Here is a 21,158-nt window from a genome sequence, read left to right as displayed (position 1 = left end):
ACCTGGCGCTGGCCGGCCGGCGCACGGCGGTCGAGCCACGACCGACCCCGCGCGTCGCGTTCGCGAGCGCCTTGAGATTCCGATAGGTCACGAACTCTTCGAGCATGCGCCGATGCGCTTCTTCGAGTCCGAGGAAACTGCACGCCAGCTCGAATCGCGCATCCCGGGTGGCGTGAGCGGTCTGAAGGCACCGAACGACCACCGCCTCGCACTTGAGCAGCTTCTCGCCCTTGCGAGCGCCGGCCGCCTGCGGAAGCACGAGCGTGAGATCGACCTTCGAAAGTGGCGCGAGGTAGTGGGGCGACAGACAGTACACACCGCTCGACGACACGTTCTGCGTTTCGGTCACGAACGCCGGGGCTTCCGTCATTCCGACCGCGCCACCGAGTCGCATGCTGAGTTGCGCATCGGCGCGCGTACTGACGCGACGTTCGAGCTTCCGCGGAGCTGGGGTCATCCGTGTCTCCTTCGCGCGCGGACACGCCGGCGCGACATCGGTGCATCGAGTGCGAAGTCGCACTCGCGAGCCGGTACGTCGACGCGAGCCACCGTCACACGCACGGTATCGCCGAGACTGAAGCTTCGACGCGTGCGGCGGCCCACCAATCGAACGCCCGAGGGATCCAGTAGAAAATAATCGTCGAGCCATTGCGACGGGCGTACGAAGCCATCCACCGGCGCGTCTTCCAGCTCCACGAAGAAGCCTTGAGGAATCAGGCCGGTGATGATACCCGAAGCCTGCTCTCCGAGTCGCCCCTCGAGTGAGCGCAAGCTCTTGACCCTCACCCCCTCGCGCTCGGCATCGGTCGCGTTCTGCTCCGTGGCGCTGCAGCGATCCGCGAGTCGCTCGAGCGCATGCGGATCCCACGCCGCGCTGCGCTGTTCGCGGACCCACTCCTTCACCCGTCGGTGATTGTGGAGGTCCGGATAGCGCCGGATCGGCGACGTGAAGTGCGCGTACTGCGTGGTTGCGAGTCCGAAGTGACCGAGATCGCGTTCCAGATAGCGGGCGCGTGGCAACGTTCGCAGGACGAGGCGATGCAGCAGGCGTCGATGAGGCGGATCGAGTTTCACGCGTAACAGTGCCTGGAGCGCCTGCGCCGGGTCGTCCGTCCGCGCCGGCCGCGGCAGGCCGAGTGTCTTGAGCATGCGGTCGAGGTCCACCAGCTTGCGCTCGTGCGGGCGTTCGTGGACTCGGTAGAGCAGTCCGCTCGCGCGCGCAGCGCCTTCGACGCCCACACAACGATTCGCGAGCAACATGAACTCCTCGATCAGCTCGTGGCTTTCGAGGTGCGGGCGGCGTTCGATTCGAACCGGCATGCCCTGCTCGTCGACCCACGCCTTGACCTCGGGAACTTCGAGCGCCAATGCCCCATTGGCGAAGCGCCGACGGCGGAGCGCTCGAGCCAGTTCCATCAGGCCCTCGATCGGCTCCTGAACTTCGGCCGTAAGCGGCTGCTTCCCGTCCAGGGCCGCCTGAACGCGGCCGTAGTCGAGCCGCTGGCGACTCCGGATCACGGTTTCGGCGAACCGAACTCCGTGCAGTTCACCCTTCGAGTCGAGCGTCACGAACACCGACACCGCGAGCCGATCTCGATCGGGCAGCAGCGAGCACAATTCCGACGACAGGTGTTCGGGGAGCATCGGCACGACACCGCCCGGCAGATAGCAGCTGGTTCCACGCGCGAGCGCCTCGCGGTCGAGCGCCGTGTCGGGGCGGACGTAGTGCGAGACGTCGGCGATGTGGATGCCGACCTCGGAACGCCCGCGCCCGATGGGCGTCAGCGAGAGGGCATCGTCGTGATCGCGTGCGTCCTCGGGGTCGATGGTCGCGCACCAGGAGTCGCGCAGGTCCTCGCGACCCTGGCGCTCCGCATCGTCGGGTTCCTGAAACGCGGACGCCTCATCGAGGACCTCGCGCGGAAAGCGGGTCGGCAGTCGAAATTGCGAGACCACCGCCACGTCGTCCCACGCGGGTCGATCATCGGCACCCAGCAACTCGACGAGGTGGTAGATCCCCTCCTCGTCGAGCTCGGCGACACAGAAGTCCCCGGGATCGGGCGGCTGACGCCCCGGCCAGCGCAATTCGCGCACACCACTGCGACTGCGTTTGGAGGGCTCGAAGATCCATCGGCCGCGCGTCTCCCACGCGCGGCCGACGAGGCGCAGCGCCGGCTCCTCCGGGGAGCCGGCGCGACGATCACTAGCGGACGCGCTTCTTATGGCGGTTCTTCCGCAGGCGCTTCTTACGCTTGTGCGTCGCGATTTTCTTACGCTTGCGCTTCTTACCCGATCCCATTCCAACTCCTCCCTAGGGGTCTAGCTTGCGACCGGCTCGGGGGTCTCGACTTCGACCACGTGAGCCTTGAGTTCTTTGCTCGGCTTGAAAACGGGCACCAGTTTCGCGGGCACCATGACTTCGGTACCGCTGCGCGGATTGCGCGCTCGGCGAGCGCGGCGCTCGCGCACCTTGAAGGTGCCGAATCCCCGGATTTCGAGATGCTTCCCGTCGCTCAACGCACGGCAGATGGCGTCGAGCATTCCGTCCACGATCAGGGCGGTGTGATTCTTCGAAACGCCCGTATCAATGGCGATCTGCTCGACGAGGTCAGCCTTGGTCATGGTGCGGCCCTCCCGGTCAGAACGCTGAGTCACTGCGCGGAGCAATCGCTCCGCGCCGCATCGGGGGCGCGGCGGAGCGCGATTCGGCCGGGGACAGTAGCACGGACCTCATCCCCCGGCCACATCGTCGATGATCCCGACGATCACGGTGCGGATCGCACCGCGGCCACGTTCCAGCACCTGGGCGGCGGCATTCCCCTCGTCGGCGACCAGCACCCGATCCCCGACCCCCGCCTGAGACGCGTCGACCGCGATCACGCGGCCCCCACGCGCGGAGCCGTCGGGATTCTCCGGCTGCACGAGCAACAGCTTGCGCCCATCCAGATCGCGGTGGTGAGTGGTCGCGACCACCTCCCCCATGACGCGCGCGATCTGCATCAGGCTCGAGCTCCCGCCGGAGCATCGGACTCGCTGACCTGATCGACGATACCCACGATCGCGGCGTCGGCGGGATTGTCGGGGTTCGCAAGCGCGGTCGCTGCTTCGCGGCCGCGCACGTAGAACACCTGTTGACCCGGCGCGGCCGAGACCAGATCGATTGCCACCACGCGGCGGCCCAGGTCTTCACCGCCGGGCGTCGTCGGCTGCAACATCAGGAGTCGCTGGCCGCGCCACGAAGGCACCTTCTCGGTGCAGACGACGGTGCCGATCACGCGCGCGAAGTGCATGGCGTCACCGCACCCACAGCCGCGACTTCATCTGCTCGTGAAGTCGCGGAATCACGACCGCGCGCACCAGCAGCCCGCCACGCTGCGCCTCCGACTTGCCGGCCTCGACCGCAGCCTGAACGCTCGCGACATCGCCCGACAGCGTCACGAAGCCCTTGCCCCCGAGACCGTTCGCGAGCCGAATTTCGCGCAACAGGATGCCGGCAGTCTTGCTGGCTCGGTCGGCGGCCACGATCGTGGCCGCTGCGGTCAGGGTTTCGATCACGCCCAGCGCGTCGTGATCGGGGCCCGTCACACGTCCCTTGAGCGCCGGCATGACATCCAGATGAAGCTGCGGAATGAGCAGATCGTCGAGTCGCGTCTCGGCCGCCGCGTCGAGTCCGCGCCGGTGCGCTGCGCGAACTTCGGCCACACCCCCACCGATCAGGACCCAGAACTTGCCGGGCGAGAGCGTGCGGGCCTCGATCAGCTCGACTTCGGCGGTTTTGACCATCGCGTCGCCCACCACCGCACCTTGTGCGATGGAGCTGGTTTCGATGGCTGCAATGGAGACGTTCATCACACGATCCGGAACGAGTCGATCAGACTGCAACGACGGAAGCGCGTGAAGCTGCGCGCCGTGGTCATGCCCTCGCCGCTGGGGCTCGCGATCGTGAAACTGGTCGGTCCCTCGCCCCCGAAGCCCAGTCCCGCGGCATTCGGACCGTTCTTGACGAAGATCGAGCAGTCGCACTCGCGTGCCATGCGCGAGAGTTTTTCGATGTTGCGCGAGTGCATCGAAGCGGTGTGCCGATTGCCCTGTTCCACCTCGATCGCGAAATCGATCGCGTCGTCGGCGGTTCGGACCCGCGTGAGCGGCATGATCGGCATCATCATCTCGGTCCACAGGAACGGGTGATCGGCGTCGACCTCGCACACCGCCATGCGCTTGGTCGGATCGCACGGGATTCCGGCCTCGCGCAGGATCACGTCGATGTTCTTGCCGACGAAGCGACGCTGGATGATCGCGTACTTTCGCGGCCCCTGCTCCTTCTCGAACACCACCCGGCGCAGCGTTTCGATCTGATGCGGCGCGAGGATCACCGCACCCGCGCGCGCCATCGCTTCCTTGAGACGATCGGCGATGACCGAAACCACCACGATCTCCTTCTCGTCGGTGCAGATGATGTTGTTGTCGAGCGAGCCGCCCATCACCAGATCGCGTCCGGCCTTCTCGAGGTCCGCGGTCTCGTCCACCACCGCGGGCGGATTGCCGGGCCCCGCGGTGATCGCCTTCTTGCTCGCGGCCAGCGCCTCGCGCACCACTGCGGGACCGCCGGTGACCACGTTCAGTCGGATACCCTTGTAGCGCAGCAACGCCTGAGCGACCTCGAGTGTCGGCTCGTCGACCGAGTGGATCAGCGGCAGCGGAGCACCGGCCTTGCGCGCCGCACGATTCATGAGATCGACGGTCAGATTCGAGACCCGGCGCGCGTTCGGGTGTGGGCACAGCACCACGGTATTGCCGCCCGCGATCATCGAGATGCCGTTGTTGATCACGGTCTCACTCGGATTGGTGACCGGCGTGATGACCGCGATGACGCCATAGGGTGCCCGCTCGGCAAGCGTCAGGCCGTGGTCACCCGTCCAGGTGATCGGCGCGAGGTCCTCGGTGCCCGGCGTCTTCTCGGTGACGAGGCGGTTTTTGAGAATCTTGTCGTCGACGCGCCCCAACCCGGTTTCCTCGACCGCGAGCTCGGAGAGCGTCCGATACTGGGTGGCGAGCGTGGAGCGGATCGAGTCGATCACCGCCTGACGGGTCGAGAGCGGCACCTCGTCGAAGGCTTTGAACGAATCGCGCGCGGCGCGGACGGCCGTGTCGAGGTCTGGATGAATTCCGAGCGGTGCGCTCCCGCCGGCGGACGCCGAGCCTCGATCGAGCTTTTCGAGCACCTCGGCGACGATCCCGCTGATGCGGCGGGCATCGAGCGCGGTGCCGAGCGTCTCGCGGCTCACGCCGTCACACCTTCACGCTTCGAGTAGACGTCGCGACCCCCGACCTCGACCACGTCCACGATCCCCGTGATCACGGCGTCGACCGGCTTGTCCTTTGAGGCTTCCGTGAGGCGCGCCGACGAACCACTCGCGACCAGCACGACTTCATCGGTGCCGGCACCGACCGCGTCCACCGCCACGACGTAGTTGCCGAGCGGCTTCAGCGTGGCGTCGAGCTCGCGACACAGCATCAGCTTGAGCCCCACCAGGCCGCGGTCCTTGCGCGTGGAGACGACGGTCCCCAGCACCTGCGCGAGAATCATCGAACGCTACTTCTTGGCCGGAGCGGCGGCGCGGCCGATCGGCAGCGCGTCCTCGAGCTGGCCGTGCGGGCGCGGAATCACGTGCACCGAAACCACCTCACCCACGCGGGCGGCGGCGGCGGCACCTGCTTCGGTCGCGGCGCGAACTGCGGCGACGTCACCGCGTACCACGGCGGTCACGTAGCCGCCGCCGATCTTTTCGTAATGCACCAGCTGAACCCGTGCCGCCTTCACCATCGCGTCGGTCGCCTCGACCATCGCCACGAACCCGCGGGTCTCGATGAGTCCCAGAGCCTCTTCCTGCATGCCGCCCTCCCTGCCAGTGGAATCGGGCCGCCGTTCAGCGCGCGGGTCCCGCGAGTCGGTCTTCGAGTTGCGGATCGGGTGCCGGAATGACGTGGTGGGCGACGACCGCTCCCAACCGCGCCGCCGCTCGCGCGCCGGCCTCCACCGCGGATTCGACGTCAGCCACCGGGCCCCGAATGCAGACGGTCACGAGCGCTCCGGAGATCTTCTCGTAGCGAACCAGACGGACCGACGCCGTCTTGCACATCGCGTCCGCCGCCTCGATGGCGGCGATCAGCCCACGGGTCTCGATGAGTCCCAGGGCTTCGCGTGGCACGTGAGGTTCGCTCGCTCTCCGCAAGGGTGCGACCCGAAAGGCGGCCCGGCCGAGCCGCACCGGATCCCATGGAAGCTGCGAAGCTAACAGGGCTTGCGGAGCGAATCAACGCGCGAGAGCCGGAGGTCTCGAGCGACCGCGGACATCGGAGGCGCGGAACGAACACGCACCTCGACGAACTCCGGACGAAAAGTCATGGGCTCCGCTGCGGCCTCGGGTGTCTAGCTGGGAGGCATGTGCCGCTGGCGGAGCCCTAAAAAGTTCCCCGTATCGACCGTGTACCGGTCCGTAAGACTCCTTCGCTCGCGATAGGGGGATCAGCCCACAGCCGGCCAATCACGAGTCGAACAGGGAACAACCTGGTGTTGCGATGTCGTTGCCGGTCCGCAACCGCCGGATCGGCGTTCGAGGAACTAACACCGCAAGCCAGGTGCCACGCTGCTCGAAGCCAGCACTTCAGCTCGACCCCGTCCGCGCAATTCGTTGCTTTGCAGATCATTGCCTTCGTGATCTCAGCCAGTGGAGTAGATCCAGCGTCGGGCGATTGTAGTTCCCGGTCTCGCGCAGGGGGTCAATTCGCCCGAGCATTCGGCATGGATGGGGAAAGTCGCTCGCGATCGCTCGAAGCGGCCGGGGTGCTAGGTTTCAGTCCCCGCCCCGACGGTGCCGATCTTGGCCGCTTCCGCCGGCACGCTCTCCGCGAAGTGACACGCCGACCAGTGCCCGGGCGTGATCTCGCGCAGCGTCGGCTCCTCGATGCGGCAGCGCTCCTGCGCCATGAAGCAGCGCGGATGGAAGCGGCACCCCGAGGGTGGCCTGGCGGGGCTTGGCACGTCACCCTTGAGCACGATGCGCTGCTTCTTGCGCCGTGGATCGGGGATCGGGATCGCCGACAGCAGCGAGACCGTGTACGGATGCCGCGGCTCTAGGTAGAGCGCTGCGGCCGGAGCAAGCTCCGCGATCTTGCCGAGGTACATGACTGCGACTCGATTGCTGATGTGCTCGACCACCGAGAGGTCGTGGGCGATGAATACGTAGGTCAGCGACATCTTCTGCTGGAGGTCCCGGAGCAGATTCACGATCTGCGCCTGAATCGACACGTCGAGCGCCGACACCGGCTCGTCCGCGATGATCAGCTTGGGATTCACCGCCAGGGCCCGAGCCACCCCGATGCGCTGGCGCTGGCCGCCCGAGAACTCGTGCGGATAGCGCCGCGCGTGGTCGGGCGCCAGTCCCACCAGCGTCAGCAGTTCCGCTACGCGATCGCGCGCCGCCTGGCCCTTGGCGAGGCGGTGGATCGTGAGTGCCTCGTTGAGCATGCTGCCCACCGTGAGCCGCGGATTGAGGCTCGAGTAGGGATCCTGAAAGACGATCTGCATCTCGCGCCGCAGTGCGCGCAGGTCCTTGCGCGACAGCCCCAGGATTTCGCGACCCTCGAATTGAACGCTGCCCGCGGTCGGCTCGATGAGCCGCAGGATGCAGCGCCCTGCGGTGGTCTTGCCGCAGCCGCTCTCTCCCACCAGTCCCAGCACTTCGCCGCGTTGCACGTCGAATGATATCCCGTCCACCGCGCGAACCTGTCCGACCACGCGTGACAGCAGGCCCTTCTTGATCGGGAAGTGCTTGACGAGGTCGCGCACCCGAAGCAGCGGATCAGCCACGTGCACCTCCCGCAGCGTCGGAGACCGGACCTGCCGGATCGACGGTTCCGGCCGCGATCTCTTCGGCGCGCCAGCAGCGCGAGGTGTGCCCGCTGCCGAAGTCTCGAAGCACCGGCATCTCGGTTCGGCACCGATCGATCGCGATCGGACAGCGCGGATGGAAGCGGCATCCCGGTGGAAAGTGCGCGGGATTCGGGACATTGCCGGGGATCACGCGCAGGGTTTCCTGTTTGATCCCGAGCTTCGGCAGCGACGCGAGCAGACCCGCCGTGTAGGGATGCAAGGTGCGCTCGAAGGCTTCGTTCACGTCGCAGTACTCGACCACCTGCCCCGCGTACATCACGGCGACGCGATCGGCGGTCTCGGCCACCACACCCAGGTCGTGCGTGATGAGCAGGACCGCCATGCCGAGATCGCGCTGCAGCCGTTCGAGCAGCTCGAGGATCTGCGCCTGAATCGTCACGTCGAGTGCCGTGGTGGGCTCGTCGGCGATCAGGATCGCCGGGCGGCATGCGAGCGCCATCGCGATCATGACGCGCTGGCGCATGCCGCCCGACATCTGGTGCGGATACTCGTCCACGCGCTGCTCGGGAAGCGGAATCCCCACCAGTTGGAGCATTTCGATCGCGCGCTGCCTGGCGGCCTTTCGGTCGAGCCCTTCGTGCAGCATCAGCGCTTCCATGATCTGCTCGCCGCAGGAGTAGACCGGATTGAGCGAGGTCATGGGCTCCTGGAAGATCATCGAGATCTCCTTGCCGCGGATCTTTCGCAGCTCCGAGATCGGCATGCCTCTCAACTCCCGTCCGCGGAAACGCATGCTCCCGCCCACGATGCGACCGGGCGGCTGCGGCACCAGGCCGAGGATCGAGAGCGCCGTCACGCTCTTGCCGCTCCCCGACTCTCCCACCACCGCGAGTGTTTCGCGCTCGCGCAGCTCGTACGAGACGCCGTCCACCGCGCGCACCACGGCGTCGTCCGTGAAGAAGTGGGTCTGCAGGTCCTCGAGACGCAGCAGCGGCTCGCTCATGTGGTCTTGCCTCCGAGCACGCGGCGCGGGTCGAGCGCGTCGCGCAGTCCGTCACCGAGGAAGTTGAATGCCAGCACCGTCACGAAGATCGCGCTGCCGGGGAACAGCAGCATCCACGGGAACGACGTGAGCACGCGAAGACTGCGAGCCTGCGCCAGCATGTTGCCCCACGAGGCGGCCGGCTCCTGCACGCCGAGCCCCAGAAACGACAGCACGACTTCACCAAGGATGTAGCCGGGAATCGAGATGGTCGCCGCGACGATCACGAACGACATGGTGTTCGGCAGAATGTGTCGCGCGATGATCCGCAGTCGGCTCATGCCGAGCGCCTCGGCCGCGGCCACGTACTCCGCGCGTCGGATCGAGAGCACCATGCCGCGGATGATGCGCGCGAGGCCGGCCCAGCCGATCAGCGCGAGAATCACCACGATGCCCAGGTACACCTGCTGACTCGGAAGGTCGACGGGGAAGATGGCACGCAGCGCGATCAGCAGGTAGAGGCCGGGGATGCTGAGCAGCAATTCCGTGAATCGCATGATGATCGAGTCCACCCAGCCCCCGAAGTACCCCGAGATACCGCCCAGCAGCAGGCCGAGCGTGAACGAGATCGCAATGCCGATCAGTCCGACCGTGAGCGAGATCTGGGCGCCGTAGAGCAACCGCGACAGCACATCTCGTCCATTCGGATCGGTGCCGAACGGGTAGAACCGCACCGGCGCATCGACTCCGAACAGATGCCGATCCATCGGAATCACGCCCAGCCAGTGGTAACGCGCGCCCTTCACGAACAGCCGCAGCGGCGTCGCGCCGGCCGGATCTTCTTCATACCGAAACGCGCGCGGATCGGCGATGCGGGTCGGGAACGCGTGCGGCCACGCCGAGAACCGGCCGGAGGCGTCGCGAAAGTGCAGAGCCTGAGGTGCGTGGTAGAAGCGATTCCGATCCATCTCTTCCGGCGAGTAGGGCGAGACGAACGGCGCGAACAGGGCGAGGCCGTACAGCGCGAGCAGAATGGCGCCGCCCGTCACCGCGACCGGGCTTTTGCGGAACTGCTGCCAGAAAATGCGCGCCGGACTTTCGGGCGGCTTCGCAAGGATCTCGAGCGCGGACGGGTCGGCCGCTGCGCTGGCGGCCGCCGGCGTCGACGTACGTGGATCAGTCATAGCTGATCCTCGGATCCGCGACCGCGAGCAGCAGGTCGGCGATCAGATTCCCGACCACGAGCACCACCGATGCCATCAGGACCGATCCGAGCACCAGATACTGATCCTGGGTCTGGATCGCTTCGAGCGTGATACGTCCGAGGCCCGGCCACGCGAAGATGATCTCGGACACGAACGCTCCCGACACCAGCGCTCCGAGCGTGAAACCGAACAGCGTGATGAGCGGGTTGAGCGCGTTGCGCGCGGCATGCTTGAAGATCACGGTGCGTTCCGAGAGCCCCTTGGCACGCGCGGTCGTGATGTAGTCCAGGCGCAGCACGTCGAGCAGATTGCCGCGCATCTGTCGCATGCGGCTGGCGAGAGGGATCAGTCCGGTCACCAGCGCCGGCAGTGCGAGGTGGTGGGCGAGATCGAACAGACGCGCGCCCAGATCCATGGTCTCCCAGTCCAGCGAACGCATCCCGCCGACTGGAAACAGCCCGGTTTTGGCGGCGAGAAACAGCAGCAAGAGCCCGGACAACACCTCGGGGATCGATAGCCAGACGAATGCCATCAGCGAGAGCGTCTTGTCGACTGCGCCGTACTGACGAACCGCCGCCCAGACGCCGAGCGGAATCGCGAGGCCCCACGTCACCACCGCCGCCGAGGTCGCAAGCAGCAGGGTGTTGAGGAGGCCCTCCTTCAGCACTGTGAAGACCGGCTGATGACGCGAGAACGACTCGCCGAAGTCGAAATGCAGAAAGACGTTCTTCAGATAGATGCCGTACTGGAGGTACCAGGGCTGATCGAGTCCGAAACGCCGGCGCATCGCCTCGATGCTCTCGGCTGAGATGCCGGGGTTCTCGGCCATGGTGTTGAGGAAGTCGCCCGGCGCGAGTTGGAGCAACAGGAACGTGAGCGCCGAGATCCCGATCAGAAGCGGGATGGTCTGCAGAATGCGCCGGAGGATGAAGGTCCGCATGGGTCACGTGGCGCGGCGAGCGCGCCGCTCCCGATCGGGAGTGGACGCGCCACGGGGCCGCACGTTCATGCGCCGATCACGCCGGTCGACCGGGCGACTTCACGAACACCCGGTCGATGTTCCACAGGATGCGATGCGGAATCGGCACCGGCTCGGTGTTACCGAAGCGATTGCTCACCGGGAGCTTCATGATCACAGTCGGAAGCCACACCGTGTAGACCTCGCGATTCCAGATCTCGAAGATCTGATGGAGCGTGGCCTTGCGGATCGCCATGTCGAAGGTCCCGACATTCTCGCCGATCAGGCGATCGATCTCGACCTCCTGGGGCGTCTCGGGCCGGGGCTGCTTGATGTTCCAGTAGTGCGTGAGACCGCTCGAGCGGAACACGTTCTGCCCCATGCCCGGGTCCGGCGGTACCGCGGAAGACAGCCCCAGAAGCAAGGCTTCGTACTGGAAGTCCTGGCGCAGATTCGTGATCAAGGTGTTGAAGTCGACCGGGGTCGGAATGCACTTGATGCCGATCTTCGCCAGGTCGTCCTTGATGAAGTTCGCCATCTGCACGCGCGTCACGTTGTCGCCGTTCGTCTTGATCGTGAATGAAACGGTGTGGCCCTTCGCGTCCTCGAGCACGCCGTCGCCGTCGCGATCCTTGAAGCCGGCCTCCGCGAGCAGCCGCTTCGCGCCTTCGGGATCGTAGTCGGCGCCCGTGATGGTCGGGTCGTACCACAGCTTGTTGCCGGCGGTGTACGTCGCCCAGTTCTTGACCGCGTCTCCGAAGAACACTCCGCGGATCATCGCTTCGCGATCGATCCCCATCGACACCGCGCGCCGGAAGCGCACGTCGCTGAACCAGGCGTACTTGGTCGCGTCGAGGTAAGTCGAGCCCAGCTTGCGGCCCGGCTTCGGCTCGTGCACCCGGTTGAGATTGAACCAGAAGAAATTCGTGTTGAGGCTCGGTCCGATCTCGTGGAGCGTGAAGTCATGCGACTTCTGCATGTCTTCGTAGGTCTTGTAGTCCTCGGGCTTGACGTTGTCGAGCGCGTCGAGATCGCCGGCCTGGAACTTGAGGAATGCGGTGTTCTGATCCGGCACGATCACGAATGTCAGTTCGTCGAGGTACGGGAGGCGCTGCCCTTTCGAGTCGACGCCGAACCAGTACGGATTGCGCGTCAGCACCGTCTTCTCGCCCGGCACGAAGCTCTTGAGCTTCCAGGCCCCACTCGTCACGAGGCTCTCGGGAGCTGTGTTCGAGTTGTAGGCAGCTGCGAAATTGCCGCCGCGAAACGCGGGCTCCAGGATGTGCTTCGGCATGATGCGGACCGAACCCACGACCGCATTCATGAGCACGTAGGGCTCGGCAATGTCGAACACGACGGTGTACGAATCGGGTGCGCTGATCTGAAACGGCTTTCCATTCACCTTGATGAGTTCCTGCATCGAGGGATGGAGCGTCTCGTCATAGGTCACCTCGAACGAGAACAGCACGTCCGCCGAGGTGATCGGGTGCCCGTCCGAGAACGCCGCGCCGCGCCGCATGTGATAGGTCCAGCGACGGCCGTCCTCGCTCAGGTCCCAGCTCTTGGCCACCATCGGGATCTCGACCTGCCGGCCGTTGTCGTACTCGCTGAGCCCCACGAACAACAACTGCGTCAGGTCGGTGGACGAGGTCTCGTTCGCCATGATCGCGTTGAAAGACTTGGGCGCCGAGGTCTGTCCGATCACGAAGCGCCCGCCGTGGCGGCCGACTTCCTTCGCCACGAACTGCATGGTGTCGCGAGGGAGCGGGAACGGATCCTTGTAGCTCGAAGCGGCGACTCCGGTGCTGCCGCCGCAGCCGGTCGCCAGCGCGAGCAACAGCAGGCCGAGGGCGAGCAGCGAAACGGTTCGAATGCGCGCGATGATCATGAGTGGGTCTCTCCCGGAGTGCGGAGGCGGGCCATTTCGGGGACAACGTTTGACACAGTATAGGAAGGCGGTTTTTCGAGGGCCAATCGGGAGCGCGATCCACCGCTCCAGGCCGGCTCGCCGGGGACCGAGAAGCTCGCTCGCAGCGCTTCGGCCCAACGTTCGAGGGGTGCACGTTCGCCGAGCCAGCGCCGCGCACTGACGGCCGCGCCGGTGAGCGCCTGGCGCTCTCGCTCGCGTGCCTCGAGTTCGAGATTGAGGTAGTCGACCAGGCGCAAATGACCCTCGCCGAGCAGGACACTGCCCTGCTGCAGGTAGACGGTCGCGGTGCGGCGCTGGGCGCTGCCGACCAGCTTGCGATTCGCCACGACGATCTCGTGGCGGGCCGTCGAAGTGAAGCACGGAGCGGCAACCTCCGCGCGCGATGCCGTCCCGGCGCGCGCGCCTCCCGAACGCGCCAGACTCGCAGGTACTCCGAGGCGCAGCAGCGAACTCACGATCACCCGGCTGACTCGATCGTACGCTTCGAGCAAGCCTCCGCCCCACTCGGGATGATCGATCGGCGCCGCGAACGCATAGGTCCACTCGTCGTCGTGAAAGATCGCGCGGCCGCCGGTCGGACGCACCGCCCACCGCACTCCGTCTCGCTCACAGCGTTCGAGGTCGAGCTCGCGTTGCGGGTCCTGGTGGGCGCCCAGCGTGATGCCGGCGGGTGCAAAGCGGTAGATCCGCATGACGATCGCTCCGGACTTCTCCACTTCATCGAGCAACGCGCGATCGCGCAACATCTGCTCGGGAGCGTCGCCCGGCGCTTCACAACGCAACTCGGGCCCCGTGGCGGGGAGCGCGTTCAGCGGAGTCCGATCCAATCGCCGAGCAGGAACTGAAAGCGCCCGATCAGCAGCGAGACGCGCGACATCACCGTGTAGCCGTAGCCCGCGCCGAAGCCGACCATCAGGAACGCCATGCCGATCTTGGAGGCGATGCCGAGCCCGCCCTTGTGCTCGAGGCTGAAGTAGAAGAAGAACAACGAGGTCACGAGGCCGACCGTGAAGATCACGGCGTTGAGGCTGCTGCCGAACTGCCCGGTCCACAGCGGCTGAAGACTCGCCTGCACCTGTGCGACGAAGTCGCCCTGCGCGAAGCCGGTGGTCTTGATGCCGGCGTACACCCCGAGGATCACCGCGAGCGGCCAACGCGAAATCCACCCGCCCTTCGGCAGCAATCGCACGAACAGCATCACGCCGAGAATCATAGGAATCACCCACAACACCCGGTAGTCGCCCTGGGACACGTTGAGTGGTCCGACGTTCGCGGCCACCGTGCCCCGGCCCGCGAATCCGTTCACGAGCGGCGTCCACAGGTTCGGCACGATGACGGTCCAGAAGTTGAGGATGATCCAGTAACCGGCCGACACTCCGACGAACAGGTGCTCGGCAAACTTGTAGAACGGGTTGTCCTTGTAGAGGAAGCTGAAGATGAACATCGTGAGTGCGGCGGCAATCCACACGCCGGGATCGGTCGACCAGTGCGGGCTCACGAGGCGCTCCCTCCGACGCGCCGGCGCATGACCACGTTGCCGAGCACGATGCACAGCGCCACGAACAGGTGAGCGAGCGACTGCGCGTCCATTCCGCTGGTCGCCGTACCCTTCTCGTTGCGGATCTTCTCGTATTCCGCGGCGCCCGCCATGCCGCCGAGCAATCCGAGCAGCTGCTTGGATTGCAGGTACGGATAGAACTCGGGAGCGCTCACCGCGGTGACTCCGGCGACCATCGGGATGTGGAAGCGCGCCTGAACCTGCTGCACCCACTCCTTGGTTCCGGGATAGCCGGCCGAGATGTTCACCAGCATCGGGAAGCTCGAGTAGTCACGAACCTTGGCCATGATCGGCATGCCGCGAGTCGGAGTGCCCCGGAAGTCGGTCGGGAACGCATTTGCGACTCCCTGGCCCATCAGCACCATCACCGCCTCATTGCCCGCCTTGTAGCCCAGGTTCACCCAGTCGACGCCATAACGCTTGCTCGCGTAGCGCGGCTCCGCCGCGACTTCGCGAACGACGCGGTCCACGAGCCCAGGCCCGCCGGGCCACAGCACCGGAATCACCACCTTGCAGTTCTTGTCCCACAGCTGGCGTAGCGCCGTTTTCGTCATGGGAACCAGCTCGGGAATCGCGCCGGGGTCGTAGTCGCACGGCATCAGCACCGTCGAGCCGGCTGGAATCGTTTCCATCGCGGCATTGAAATCGCGCACCGGTTTGCCGGCGAAGATCGGCAGTGCGAGCGGGAACAGCAGCGGGATCAGCACCAGGATGCCCATGGCGAGGAAGATCCAGCGGCGATCGATGTGGGCGAGGCGGTCGAGCAGGGTCATCGGCTCACTCCTCCGCGCCGAGGTAGGTTCGTTCGATGCCGAGGATCACGCGAAGCCCGGTCGCCATCACCCCGAGTGCGGCACCGATCAGGATCGCGCGCTTCGCGGCATTCTGCGGCACATCCATGATCCACTCCTGCCATGCTTGGAGCCGCATCCACTCCGGGGCCCACGTCGTCAGTGCGTTGGTGAGCGGCACGCGGCCGAGCATCACGATCAGCGCCGCGACCGCCAGCAGGCCGGCCTCGAACGTCCGGATGCGAAACGCCCGGAACGCGGCCGAGGCGATGTAGAACGCGAGCAGCGCGAACATCGTGGAGGCCATCGGCGAGTAGAGCTGGTCGTAGATCCACTTCGAGGTGGTGCCCTCGTTCAGGAATCCGCCCCGATTCGCGCACCCGTCGACCGCACCGATCGCAAGCGTCGCGATCAGTCCGAGCACCAGCACCAGGTTGTAGGGCCAGCCCGACTTCTGCTTGATGATCGCGCTGAAGTTCACGCGCAGGACGTTCGCACCTCCCAGCACGTAGCCGAACGCCACCAGCACGATCGCGCTCGCCTGCATGAAATCTGCCGGCACGCTGATCCACTGATGGGGTACGAAGAACGACAGGATCATGAGCAATCCCAGCGCACCCGTCAGCAGCAGAGGAATCTCGCGCTTCACTCGGGCTCCTACTGGGTTGCCATCCAATTCGTGAAGCCGTGGTGGCCCAGAGTTTCGAGCGCACAGCCGACGAGGATGGTGAGAAGAAGCGTGATCTTCATGAGGTCGATGGCCTTGAGGCTTCCGACCAGCTTGGGATCTCCGCTCAGGTAGGCGCCGGCAGCGAACAATTCCTCGCCAATCAGCGTGTAGTCGCAGGCCACGACGAAGAACGGCAGCTGATGCACGTTCGCGGTGCCCGCGACCTGGATCGCACCGGTCTGGAAGCCGGTCTCCGCCAGCAGGAGCGATTCGGCGTAAAACGCACCCATGAAGATGTGGGCGCCCGGCCGATCGCGCAGCATGATGCCGCCCACGTTCGCGACGTAGGCGAACTGTTCCGGCGAAACGAACTGCACCGCATCGGGATCGTGAGCGTCGGGGCGTCCCGCGCTCAGGTAACCGTTCTTCACCATGTCCTGCGCGATCGCGAACGGGATCGGGTACGTCACCGGCACCCGGATCGCGGTCTGGTAGCGCGCCGTCAGCTTGGCGACGCTCTCGAGAATCACGAGTCCCGCCACGGTCTGGATGTCGTCGATGTCGAGGATGCCCGGGATGTAGAGCACCGGCCGGCCCATTTCGGTCGCGCGACCGATCGCCTCCTCGATCGCATCCACGCCCGGAATGCGACGCAGGAAGGTCTTCTGTCCGCTCTGCGCTCGAGCGATGAAGAACATCACGAATGCGAAGAAGCCCAGCGTGTAGACGAGCACGCTCCACCGCGCCGTATTGAAGAACTGCGAGGTTGCGACCGCCGGTCCGGTGACGCTGAGCGCCGGGGTCAGCCCGCCCGGCCCGATCGAGGACACGCGATAGAAATAGGACTGCTCGCGTCGCACCGACTGGTCGACGTAGGACTCGGTCGCCATCGCCACCGAGTCGACGACCTCCCAGGGACCGCCGGGCTGATCGGCACGTTCGATCTGATAGAAGGTGACGAGCGTCGAGCCCGTGCGATCGTCGGGAGAACGCTTCCAGTTGAGCTCGAGCTGGCGGCCCGCGTCGTTGGCGACGTCGGAGACCGTGAGGCCGGACGGCGCTGCCGGGGCGATTTGCGCGACCCCGGTGGAGTCCTGTGCTCCGGCGGACCCGGCGAATGCGACTGCACACACGACCCACGCCAGCAGGGCAACGACACGCAGCGGGTCGGGTAGGCGGAAAGGTCGCAAACGAACCTCCATGGTCCTGCACCCTCCGCACGACCCCGGTCGAGCCGTGCCGAGAAACCGATTGAGGACGGACGCTAGCAACACGTTTCCCGCAGTGTCAACGGAAATGGGTCCCACGCGGCATTTCATCGCTCGATCAGCTCGACGTTCGCGCGCGGCACCAGCGCCTCGCTGCCGTCGTCGGTGAAGCGCACGTGCATGACGCGGACCCGCGTTCCGCTGTCGAGATCGTGAAGCTCGGGGGGCAGGGCGCTCACGGCACCGATGCGTCCGAAGTAGGGCGCCCGAATCACCCGGATGTGGGCGCCGAGCTCGAATCCGCTCCCCATTTCAGCCGCCGGAGCACTCATCTCCCCGATGCGGGGAATGATGATTTCGGGGCGCATCACGCCCGCGCGAATCTGCGTCGCGCCGCTCACCGACGCCAGCTCGCCGACATGGGCGGCCAGCAGATTCCAGCTGCGCGCCGCCATCGCGATGCGACCGAAGCCCTCGGTGAGGATGAGCGTGAATCCGAGCGTCTCAGAACCCGTGATCGCGACTCCGAGGTCGCGGCCCAGCAATTGGCGCAGGTCGCGATCGTCGAAGCCACCGACCACCACCGCCGCCACTCTGAGATCCCGCGCGCGCATCAGCGTCGCGTGCGAAACGTAGCACCCACCGACCACCACGTGATCGCGATGCTCGGGTCGCAGCAGATCGGCGGTGAGCTCCGCTTCGGGGCCGCTCGAGACCATCGCGACCGGTCCGTGCGTCTCGCCCCCTACGCCGAAAATGCCCTGCAGGAAGGCTCCCTCGGTTCGAATTCTCACGCCTTCGCCTGGCAACACTTCGTCGACCACGCCACGCACGTAGGCTTCGACTTCGATCGGAAGTGGGGGTTCGCGAAAAATGAGCTGACCGGTGATCGATGAGACGCTCTCGAGCGTGCCGTCGGACGGCGCCTCGACCTTCTGGCTCATGAGTCCGAACAGCCCCTTCGCCTCGGCGATGATTTCGCCCTTTCGCACCGCGCTCCCGAGCGGTCGTGCCAGCGCGGACGGCACCTTCGCCGGATCGAGCGACAGCTTGGCGGCGAGATTGACCGTCTGCACGTTGCCAGGCAGGTCGGTCCGCGCGACCACCGTCCGAGCCTCGACTGCATCGCCCGCCTGCACCAGCACGTCCCCCTTGAGCGGGAGCCGGCGTTCGCGGATCAACTCCGCGTGCGAGGTCACGCGCAGCCCCGGCGTGTACGAGTGCGCCATCAGACCTCCCGGGGGTAGACGGACAGGGCCGCATTCCACGCCCGCAGGCGTCGTATGCGCTCGGCGGTCGTGGACGGAAGCTGAAAGGGTCGGCGGCCACGCGCATCCACGATCAGGCCGACCACGCCGCCGCGGATCTCGGTCTCGATCGGGCGGCCTTTGCCGGCACCCAGGTCGAAGCCCTTCTCGGGTGTGGCGGTGAGCCGCAGCTTGCCGTCGGCCGGCAATGGCAGCACCACCAGCTCGCCGAACGCGACGCGACGCGGCGAGGCGTCGACTCCCGGGCCTGTCAGTTGCACGGTCACGCACGGCTGGCCTTCACGCGCCGCGCCGATCGGCGCCACGACCGAGCCCAGCCGGATCAGACAGTCGGCTTCGAACACCTGCGTCGCGGCTTCCTCATGGACCGTCGAAAGCACGCCGAGCTGCGGCGCCATGAAGATGCTGTCGACCGCCAGCTCGGTGACGCCTTCGGGGAGGAACGCATCGACCATCATGAGGGCCGACTGGACGCGTCTCGGTGCATGCGACAGCACGCCGCCCGAGCCGACGAGCAGACCGAGCTGCAGCAGGTCGACCAGGGATGCGCCGCTCTCGCTCTGATTCACGATGTCGGAGATCGTGCGCTCGGTCTGGATGCCCTTGAGGCCGGTTGCGAGCTGCTTGTGCTGCTCGAAGGCGAGCCGCAGCGCCTCGCGCGAAATCGCCTGCTCGATCACCAGATCCTCGAGCGTGTGCGGAATCGTCGTGGGCCGGATCATCTTGTTCTTGATCCGATTGCGCAGCTCGACTTCGTCGACGTCGAACGGCACCCACCGCAGGATGTTCTCGATCCCCGCTTCGGCCAGGACATTCGAAACCGAATAGCTCATGCCGAGATTCGCCGAGACCGTGCGGTTGAAGACTTCCTGGAACACGGAGAACACGTCGGTCGTTGCACCGCCGATGTCGACTCCCACCACGGCGATCGAATCGCGCTTCGCGATCTTCTCGATGATGAGCCCGACCGCCCCGGGCGTGGGCATGATCGGGACCCGCGACCAGGTCATGAGCTTTTTGTAACCCGGCGCGTGCGCCATCACGTGTTCCATGAACAACTCGTGGATCGCATCGCGGGCCGGCCGCAGGTTCTCGCGTTCGAGTGTCGGTCGCAGGTTCGGCACGACCAGCAGAGCGGTGCGCTTCTCGAGGCACTCGCGCACCATCGGCACCGCGGCCTGGTTGCCGGCAAAGATCACGGGTAGTTCGTAGCCGGCGCCGAGCCGCGCCTTGGGATCGGCGGCCGCGAGGATCTCGGCCATCTCGACCACGCGCAGCGTATCGCCGCCGTCGGTGCCGCCCGACAACAGGATCATGTCGGGGCGCAGCTGACGAAGTCTCTGGATCTTTTCGTGAGGTCGCCGGCCGTCATTGAGCGCGATCACGTCCATGACGATCGCTCCCGCGCCGAGCGCGGCTCGCTGGGCGCTCTCCCCCGTCATCTGAAGCACCAGCCCCGACACCATCATCTGCAGCCCGCCGCCCGCGCTCGAGGTCGAAACGTACAGATCCACGCCCTCGTCGCCGTTTTGCGGTGTGAGGATGCGATCGCCATCCAGCATGCGGCGCCCGCGCAGTTCCTCGATCTCCCTGACCGCGTTCAGGACCCCTCGTGTGACGTCCTCGAACGGCGCTTCCACGGTCGTCGGTGCTTCACCACGCGATACCAGGCGGTAGCCGGACTCGCCGCGCTCGATGAGGATCGCCTTGGTGGTGGTCGAGCCGCAGTCGGTGGCGAGGATCGATCGAACCAGCGGCGGCGCGCTCATGGCTTGGGGCCCGGCCGGGCGGCGGTGCGCGGTCGAGCGGCGGCTCGCGACTCGATGTGCTCGGCCAGCGCGTCCACATTGCGGCGGTCCTGCATGAGCAACGCGAAGCGTTCGTAGGCCCCGACCGGCATCCACATCGCGACGAACGGCTGGAAGAACACCAGCGCCTGAGACGCCACGAACGCGAGAGGTCGCGCGCTCTCGATCGCCAGCAGGGCCGGCGTCTCGAGTCGCAATTCCACCACGCGTTCGGCGAGTCGCTCGAGCAGCCGCGCGTCGTCCGAATCCAAGATCGGATCAGAGGCCATGGGCCGCCAGAACCGGCCGGATGCGCTCGACCAGCCGATCGCGGTCCGCGAGCGGCAGCGGCAGATCGAGGTCGCGAAACCCCGCGAGCCAATGCCGCCCCGAGTAGGCAGAGAGGCGTACTCCACCCACGAACATCGTCGCGCGCCGGACTTCATTCCAGCCGCGACGCGCCATTCCGAGCGCGTTGCGATAGGAAACCCCGTCGGCATCGATGCGGCAATGCACCGGCAGGCACGCCGAAACGAAACTCGCCGCAACCACGATGCCGAGCGCCACGCGCAATGGCGTCTCACCCACCACGAACCACACCAGTGCGACCGAAGCGGTCGCGGCCGCGAGTGCACGCCAGGTCACCGCGGGTCGATCGCGCCACGGACGAAACGACCACTCGACCGAGTCGGGCATCACGAGCGGCTCGACGCGCTCTGCGAGACCGCGGCGGGGCGCCTCGGAGTGGCGCGCCAGTGGAGCACCAGGTCGCGCGCCGCGCGGCCCTCGTCGAGCCGGCTCACCGGCGTCGTGTGAGGGGCCAGGCGCAGCTGTTCCGGATTCTCGGCGGCCTCGCGCGCGATCGTCTCCATGGCCGCGGCGAAATGTTCGAGACGATCGAGTGTCT

25 protein-coding genes are annotated in these 21,158 nt (G+C 66.3%); all 25 read right to left on the bottom strand.

Going from position 1 to position 21,158, the window contains the following annotated elements; translation table 11 throughout:
* The coding region (locus tag HOP12_16485; GenBank protein ID NOT35740.1) for a hypothetical protein at window positions 1–457 on the bottom strand (457 nt) is incomplete at its 3' end.
* Complete coding sequence (locus HOP12_16480; protein ID NOT35739.1) at window positions 454–2,094, bottom strand: VacB/RNase II family 3'-5' exoribonuclease; 1,641 nt, start codon at window positions 2,092–2,094, stop codon at window positions 454–456. The genes HOP12_16485 and HOP12_16480, both read right to left, overlap by 4 nt.
* A 225-nt stretch (window positions 2,095–2,319) precedes the next feature.
* On the bottom strand, window positions 2,320–2,622 hold the full coding sequence (locus HOP12_16475; GenBank protein NOT35738.1) for an integration host factor subunit beta: 303 nt from the start codon (window positions 2,620–2,622) through the stop codon (window positions 2,320–2,322).
* Between the two features lie 108 nt (window positions 2,623–2,730).
* Window positions 2,731–3,000, bottom strand: coding sequence for a EutN/CcmL family microcompartment protein (locus HOP12_16470; protein ID NOT35737.1), 270 nt, complete (start codon window positions 2,998–3,000; stop codon window positions 2,731–2,733).
* Window positions 3,000–3,290, bottom strand: coding sequence for a EutN/CcmL family microcompartment protein (locus tag HOP12_16465; GenBank protein ID NOT35736.1), 291 nt, complete (start codon window positions 3,288–3,290; stop codon window positions 3,000–3,002). Before HOP12_16465 ends, HOP12_16470 begins: the two co-directional genes overlap by 1 nt.
* Window positions 3,291–3,294: 4 nt before the next feature.
* On the bottom strand, window positions 3,295–3,849 hold the full coding sequence (locus HOP12_16460; GenBank protein NOT35735.1) for a BMC domain-containing protein: 555 nt from the start codon (window positions 3,847–3,849) through the stop codon (window positions 3,295–3,297).
* Window positions 3,849–5,285 carry an aldehyde dehydrogenase EutE gene (locus HOP12_16455; GenBank protein NOT35734.1) on the bottom strand — a complete coding sequence of 479 codons (1,437 nt, stop codon included), beginning with the start codon at window positions 5,283–5,285 and terminating at the stop codon, window positions 3,849–3,851. The genes HOP12_16460 and HOP12_16455 overlap by 1 nt, the downstream gene beginning before the upstream one ends.
* Complete coding sequence (locus HOP12_16450; GenBank protein ID NOT35733.1) at window positions 5,282–5,587, bottom strand: EutN/CcmL family microcompartment protein; 306 nt, start codon at window positions 5,585–5,587, stop codon at window positions 5,282–5,284. Before HOP12_16450 ends, HOP12_16455 begins: the two co-directional genes overlap by 4 nt.
* Window positions 5,588–5,593: 6 nt before the next feature.
* A complete protein-coding gene (gene eutM, locus HOP12_16445) occupies window positions 5,594–5,893 on the bottom strand; it encodes an ethanolamine utilization microcompartment protein EutM (protein ID NOT35732.1) in 300 nt (99 codons plus the stop codon).
* A gap of 34 nt (window positions 5,894–5,927) precedes the next feature.
* Entirely contained in the window at window positions 5,928–6,209 is a 282-nt protein-coding gene (locus HOP12_16440; GenBank protein ID NOT35731.1) for a BMC domain-containing protein, read from the bottom strand.
* 638 nt (window positions 6,210–6,847) lie between these two features.
* A complete protein-coding gene (locus HOP12_16435) occupies window positions 6,848–7,870 on the bottom strand; it encodes a dipeptide ABC transporter ATP-binding protein (protein NOT35730.1) in 1,023 nt (340 codons plus the stop codon).
* The gene (locus HOP12_16430; protein NOT35729.1) at window positions 7,863–8,897 is read right to left on the bottom strand and encodes an ABC transporter ATP-binding protein; all 1,035 of its coding nucleotides are present in this window, start codon (window positions 8,895–8,897) and stop codon (window positions 7,863–7,865) included. Before HOP12_16430 ends, HOP12_16435 begins: the two co-directional genes overlap by 8 nt.
* The gene (locus HOP12_16425; protein ID NOT35728.1) at window positions 8,894–10,060 is read right to left on the bottom strand and encodes an ABC transporter permease; all 1,167 of its coding nucleotides are present in this window, start codon (window positions 10,058–10,060) and stop codon (window positions 8,894–8,896) included. Before HOP12_16425 ends, HOP12_16430 begins: the two co-directional genes overlap by 4 nt.
* Complete coding sequence (locus HOP12_16420) at window positions 10,053–11,021, bottom strand: ABC transporter permease (protein ID NOT35727.1); 969 nt, start codon at window positions 11,019–11,021, stop codon at window positions 10,053–10,055. The genes HOP12_16425 and HOP12_16420 overlap by 8 nt, the downstream gene beginning before the upstream one ends.
* A gap of 76 nt (window positions 11,022–11,097) precedes the next feature.
* On the bottom strand, window positions 11,098–12,927 hold the full coding sequence (locus tag HOP12_16415) for an ABC transporter substrate-binding protein (GenBank protein NOT35726.1): 1,830 nt from the start codon (window positions 12,925–12,927) through the stop codon (window positions 11,098–11,100).
* Complete coding sequence (locus tag HOP12_16410) at window positions 12,924–13,715, bottom strand: hypothetical protein (protein NOT35725.1); 792 nt, start codon at window positions 13,713–13,715, stop codon at window positions 12,924–12,926. Before HOP12_16410 ends, HOP12_16415 begins: the two co-directional genes overlap by 4 nt.
* A 62-nt stretch (window positions 13,716–13,777) precedes the next feature.
* On the bottom strand, window positions 13,778–14,467 hold the full coding sequence (locus HOP12_16405; protein ID NOT35724.1) for a hypothetical protein: 690 nt from the start codon (window positions 14,465–14,467) through the stop codon (window positions 13,778–13,780).
* Window positions 14,464–15,300: a hypothetical protein gene (locus HOP12_16400; protein ID NOT35723.1), complete on the bottom strand. Its 837-nt coding sequence runs from the start codon at window positions 15,298–15,300 to the stop codon at window positions 14,464–14,466. Before HOP12_16400 ends, HOP12_16405 begins: the two co-directional genes overlap by 4 nt.
* Window positions 15,301–15,304: 4 nt before the next feature.
* Window positions 15,305–15,967 (bottom strand): hypothetical protein, encoded by a 663-nt coding sequence (locus tag HOP12_16395; GenBank protein NOT35722.1) that lies wholly within the window; start codon window positions 15,965–15,967, stop codon window positions 15,305–15,307.
* A gap of 8 nt (window positions 15,968–15,975) precedes the next feature.
* Entirely contained in the window at window positions 15,976–17,178 is a 1,203-nt protein-coding gene (locus tag HOP12_16390) for a fibronectin type III domain-containing protein (GenBank protein ID NOT35721.1), read from the bottom strand.
* Between the two features lie 125 nt (window positions 17,179–17,303).
* On the bottom strand, window positions 17,304–18,425 hold the full coding sequence (locus tag HOP12_16385; protein NOT35720.1) for a hypothetical protein: 1,122 nt from the start codon (window positions 18,423–18,425) through the stop codon (window positions 17,304–17,306).
* Window positions 18,425–20,233 (bottom strand): methylaspartate mutase, encoded by a 1,809-nt coding sequence (locus HOP12_16380; GenBank protein ID NOT35719.1) that lies wholly within the window; start codon window positions 20,231–20,233, stop codon window positions 18,425–18,427. The genes HOP12_16385 and HOP12_16380 overlap by 1 nt, the downstream gene beginning before the upstream one ends.
* Entirely contained in the window at window positions 20,230–20,541 is a 312-nt protein-coding gene (locus HOP12_16375) for a hypothetical protein (protein NOT35718.1), read from the bottom strand. The genes HOP12_16380 and HOP12_16375 overlap by 4 nt, the downstream gene beginning before the upstream one ends.
* Complete coding sequence (locus tag HOP12_16370) at window positions 20,531–20,950, bottom strand: hypothetical protein (protein NOT35717.1); 420 nt, start codon at window positions 20,948–20,950, stop codon at window positions 20,531–20,533. The genes HOP12_16375 and HOP12_16370 overlap by 11 nt, the downstream gene beginning before the upstream one ends.
* Window positions 20,947–21,158: aminomethyl-transferring glycine dehydrogenase subunit GcvPB (locus HOP12_16365; protein ID NOT35716.1), on the bottom strand; the 212-nt coding region annotated here is incomplete at its 5' end. The genes HOP12_16370 and HOP12_16365, both read right to left, overlap by 4 nt.

This window comes from Candidatus Eisenbacteria bacterium (assembly GCA_013140805.1).
Lineage (GTDB): Bacteria > Eisenbacteria > RBG-16-71-46 > RBG-16-71-46 > RBG-16-71-46 > JABFRW01.
This window is presented reverse-complemented; position numbering and strand designations above follow the sequence as displayed.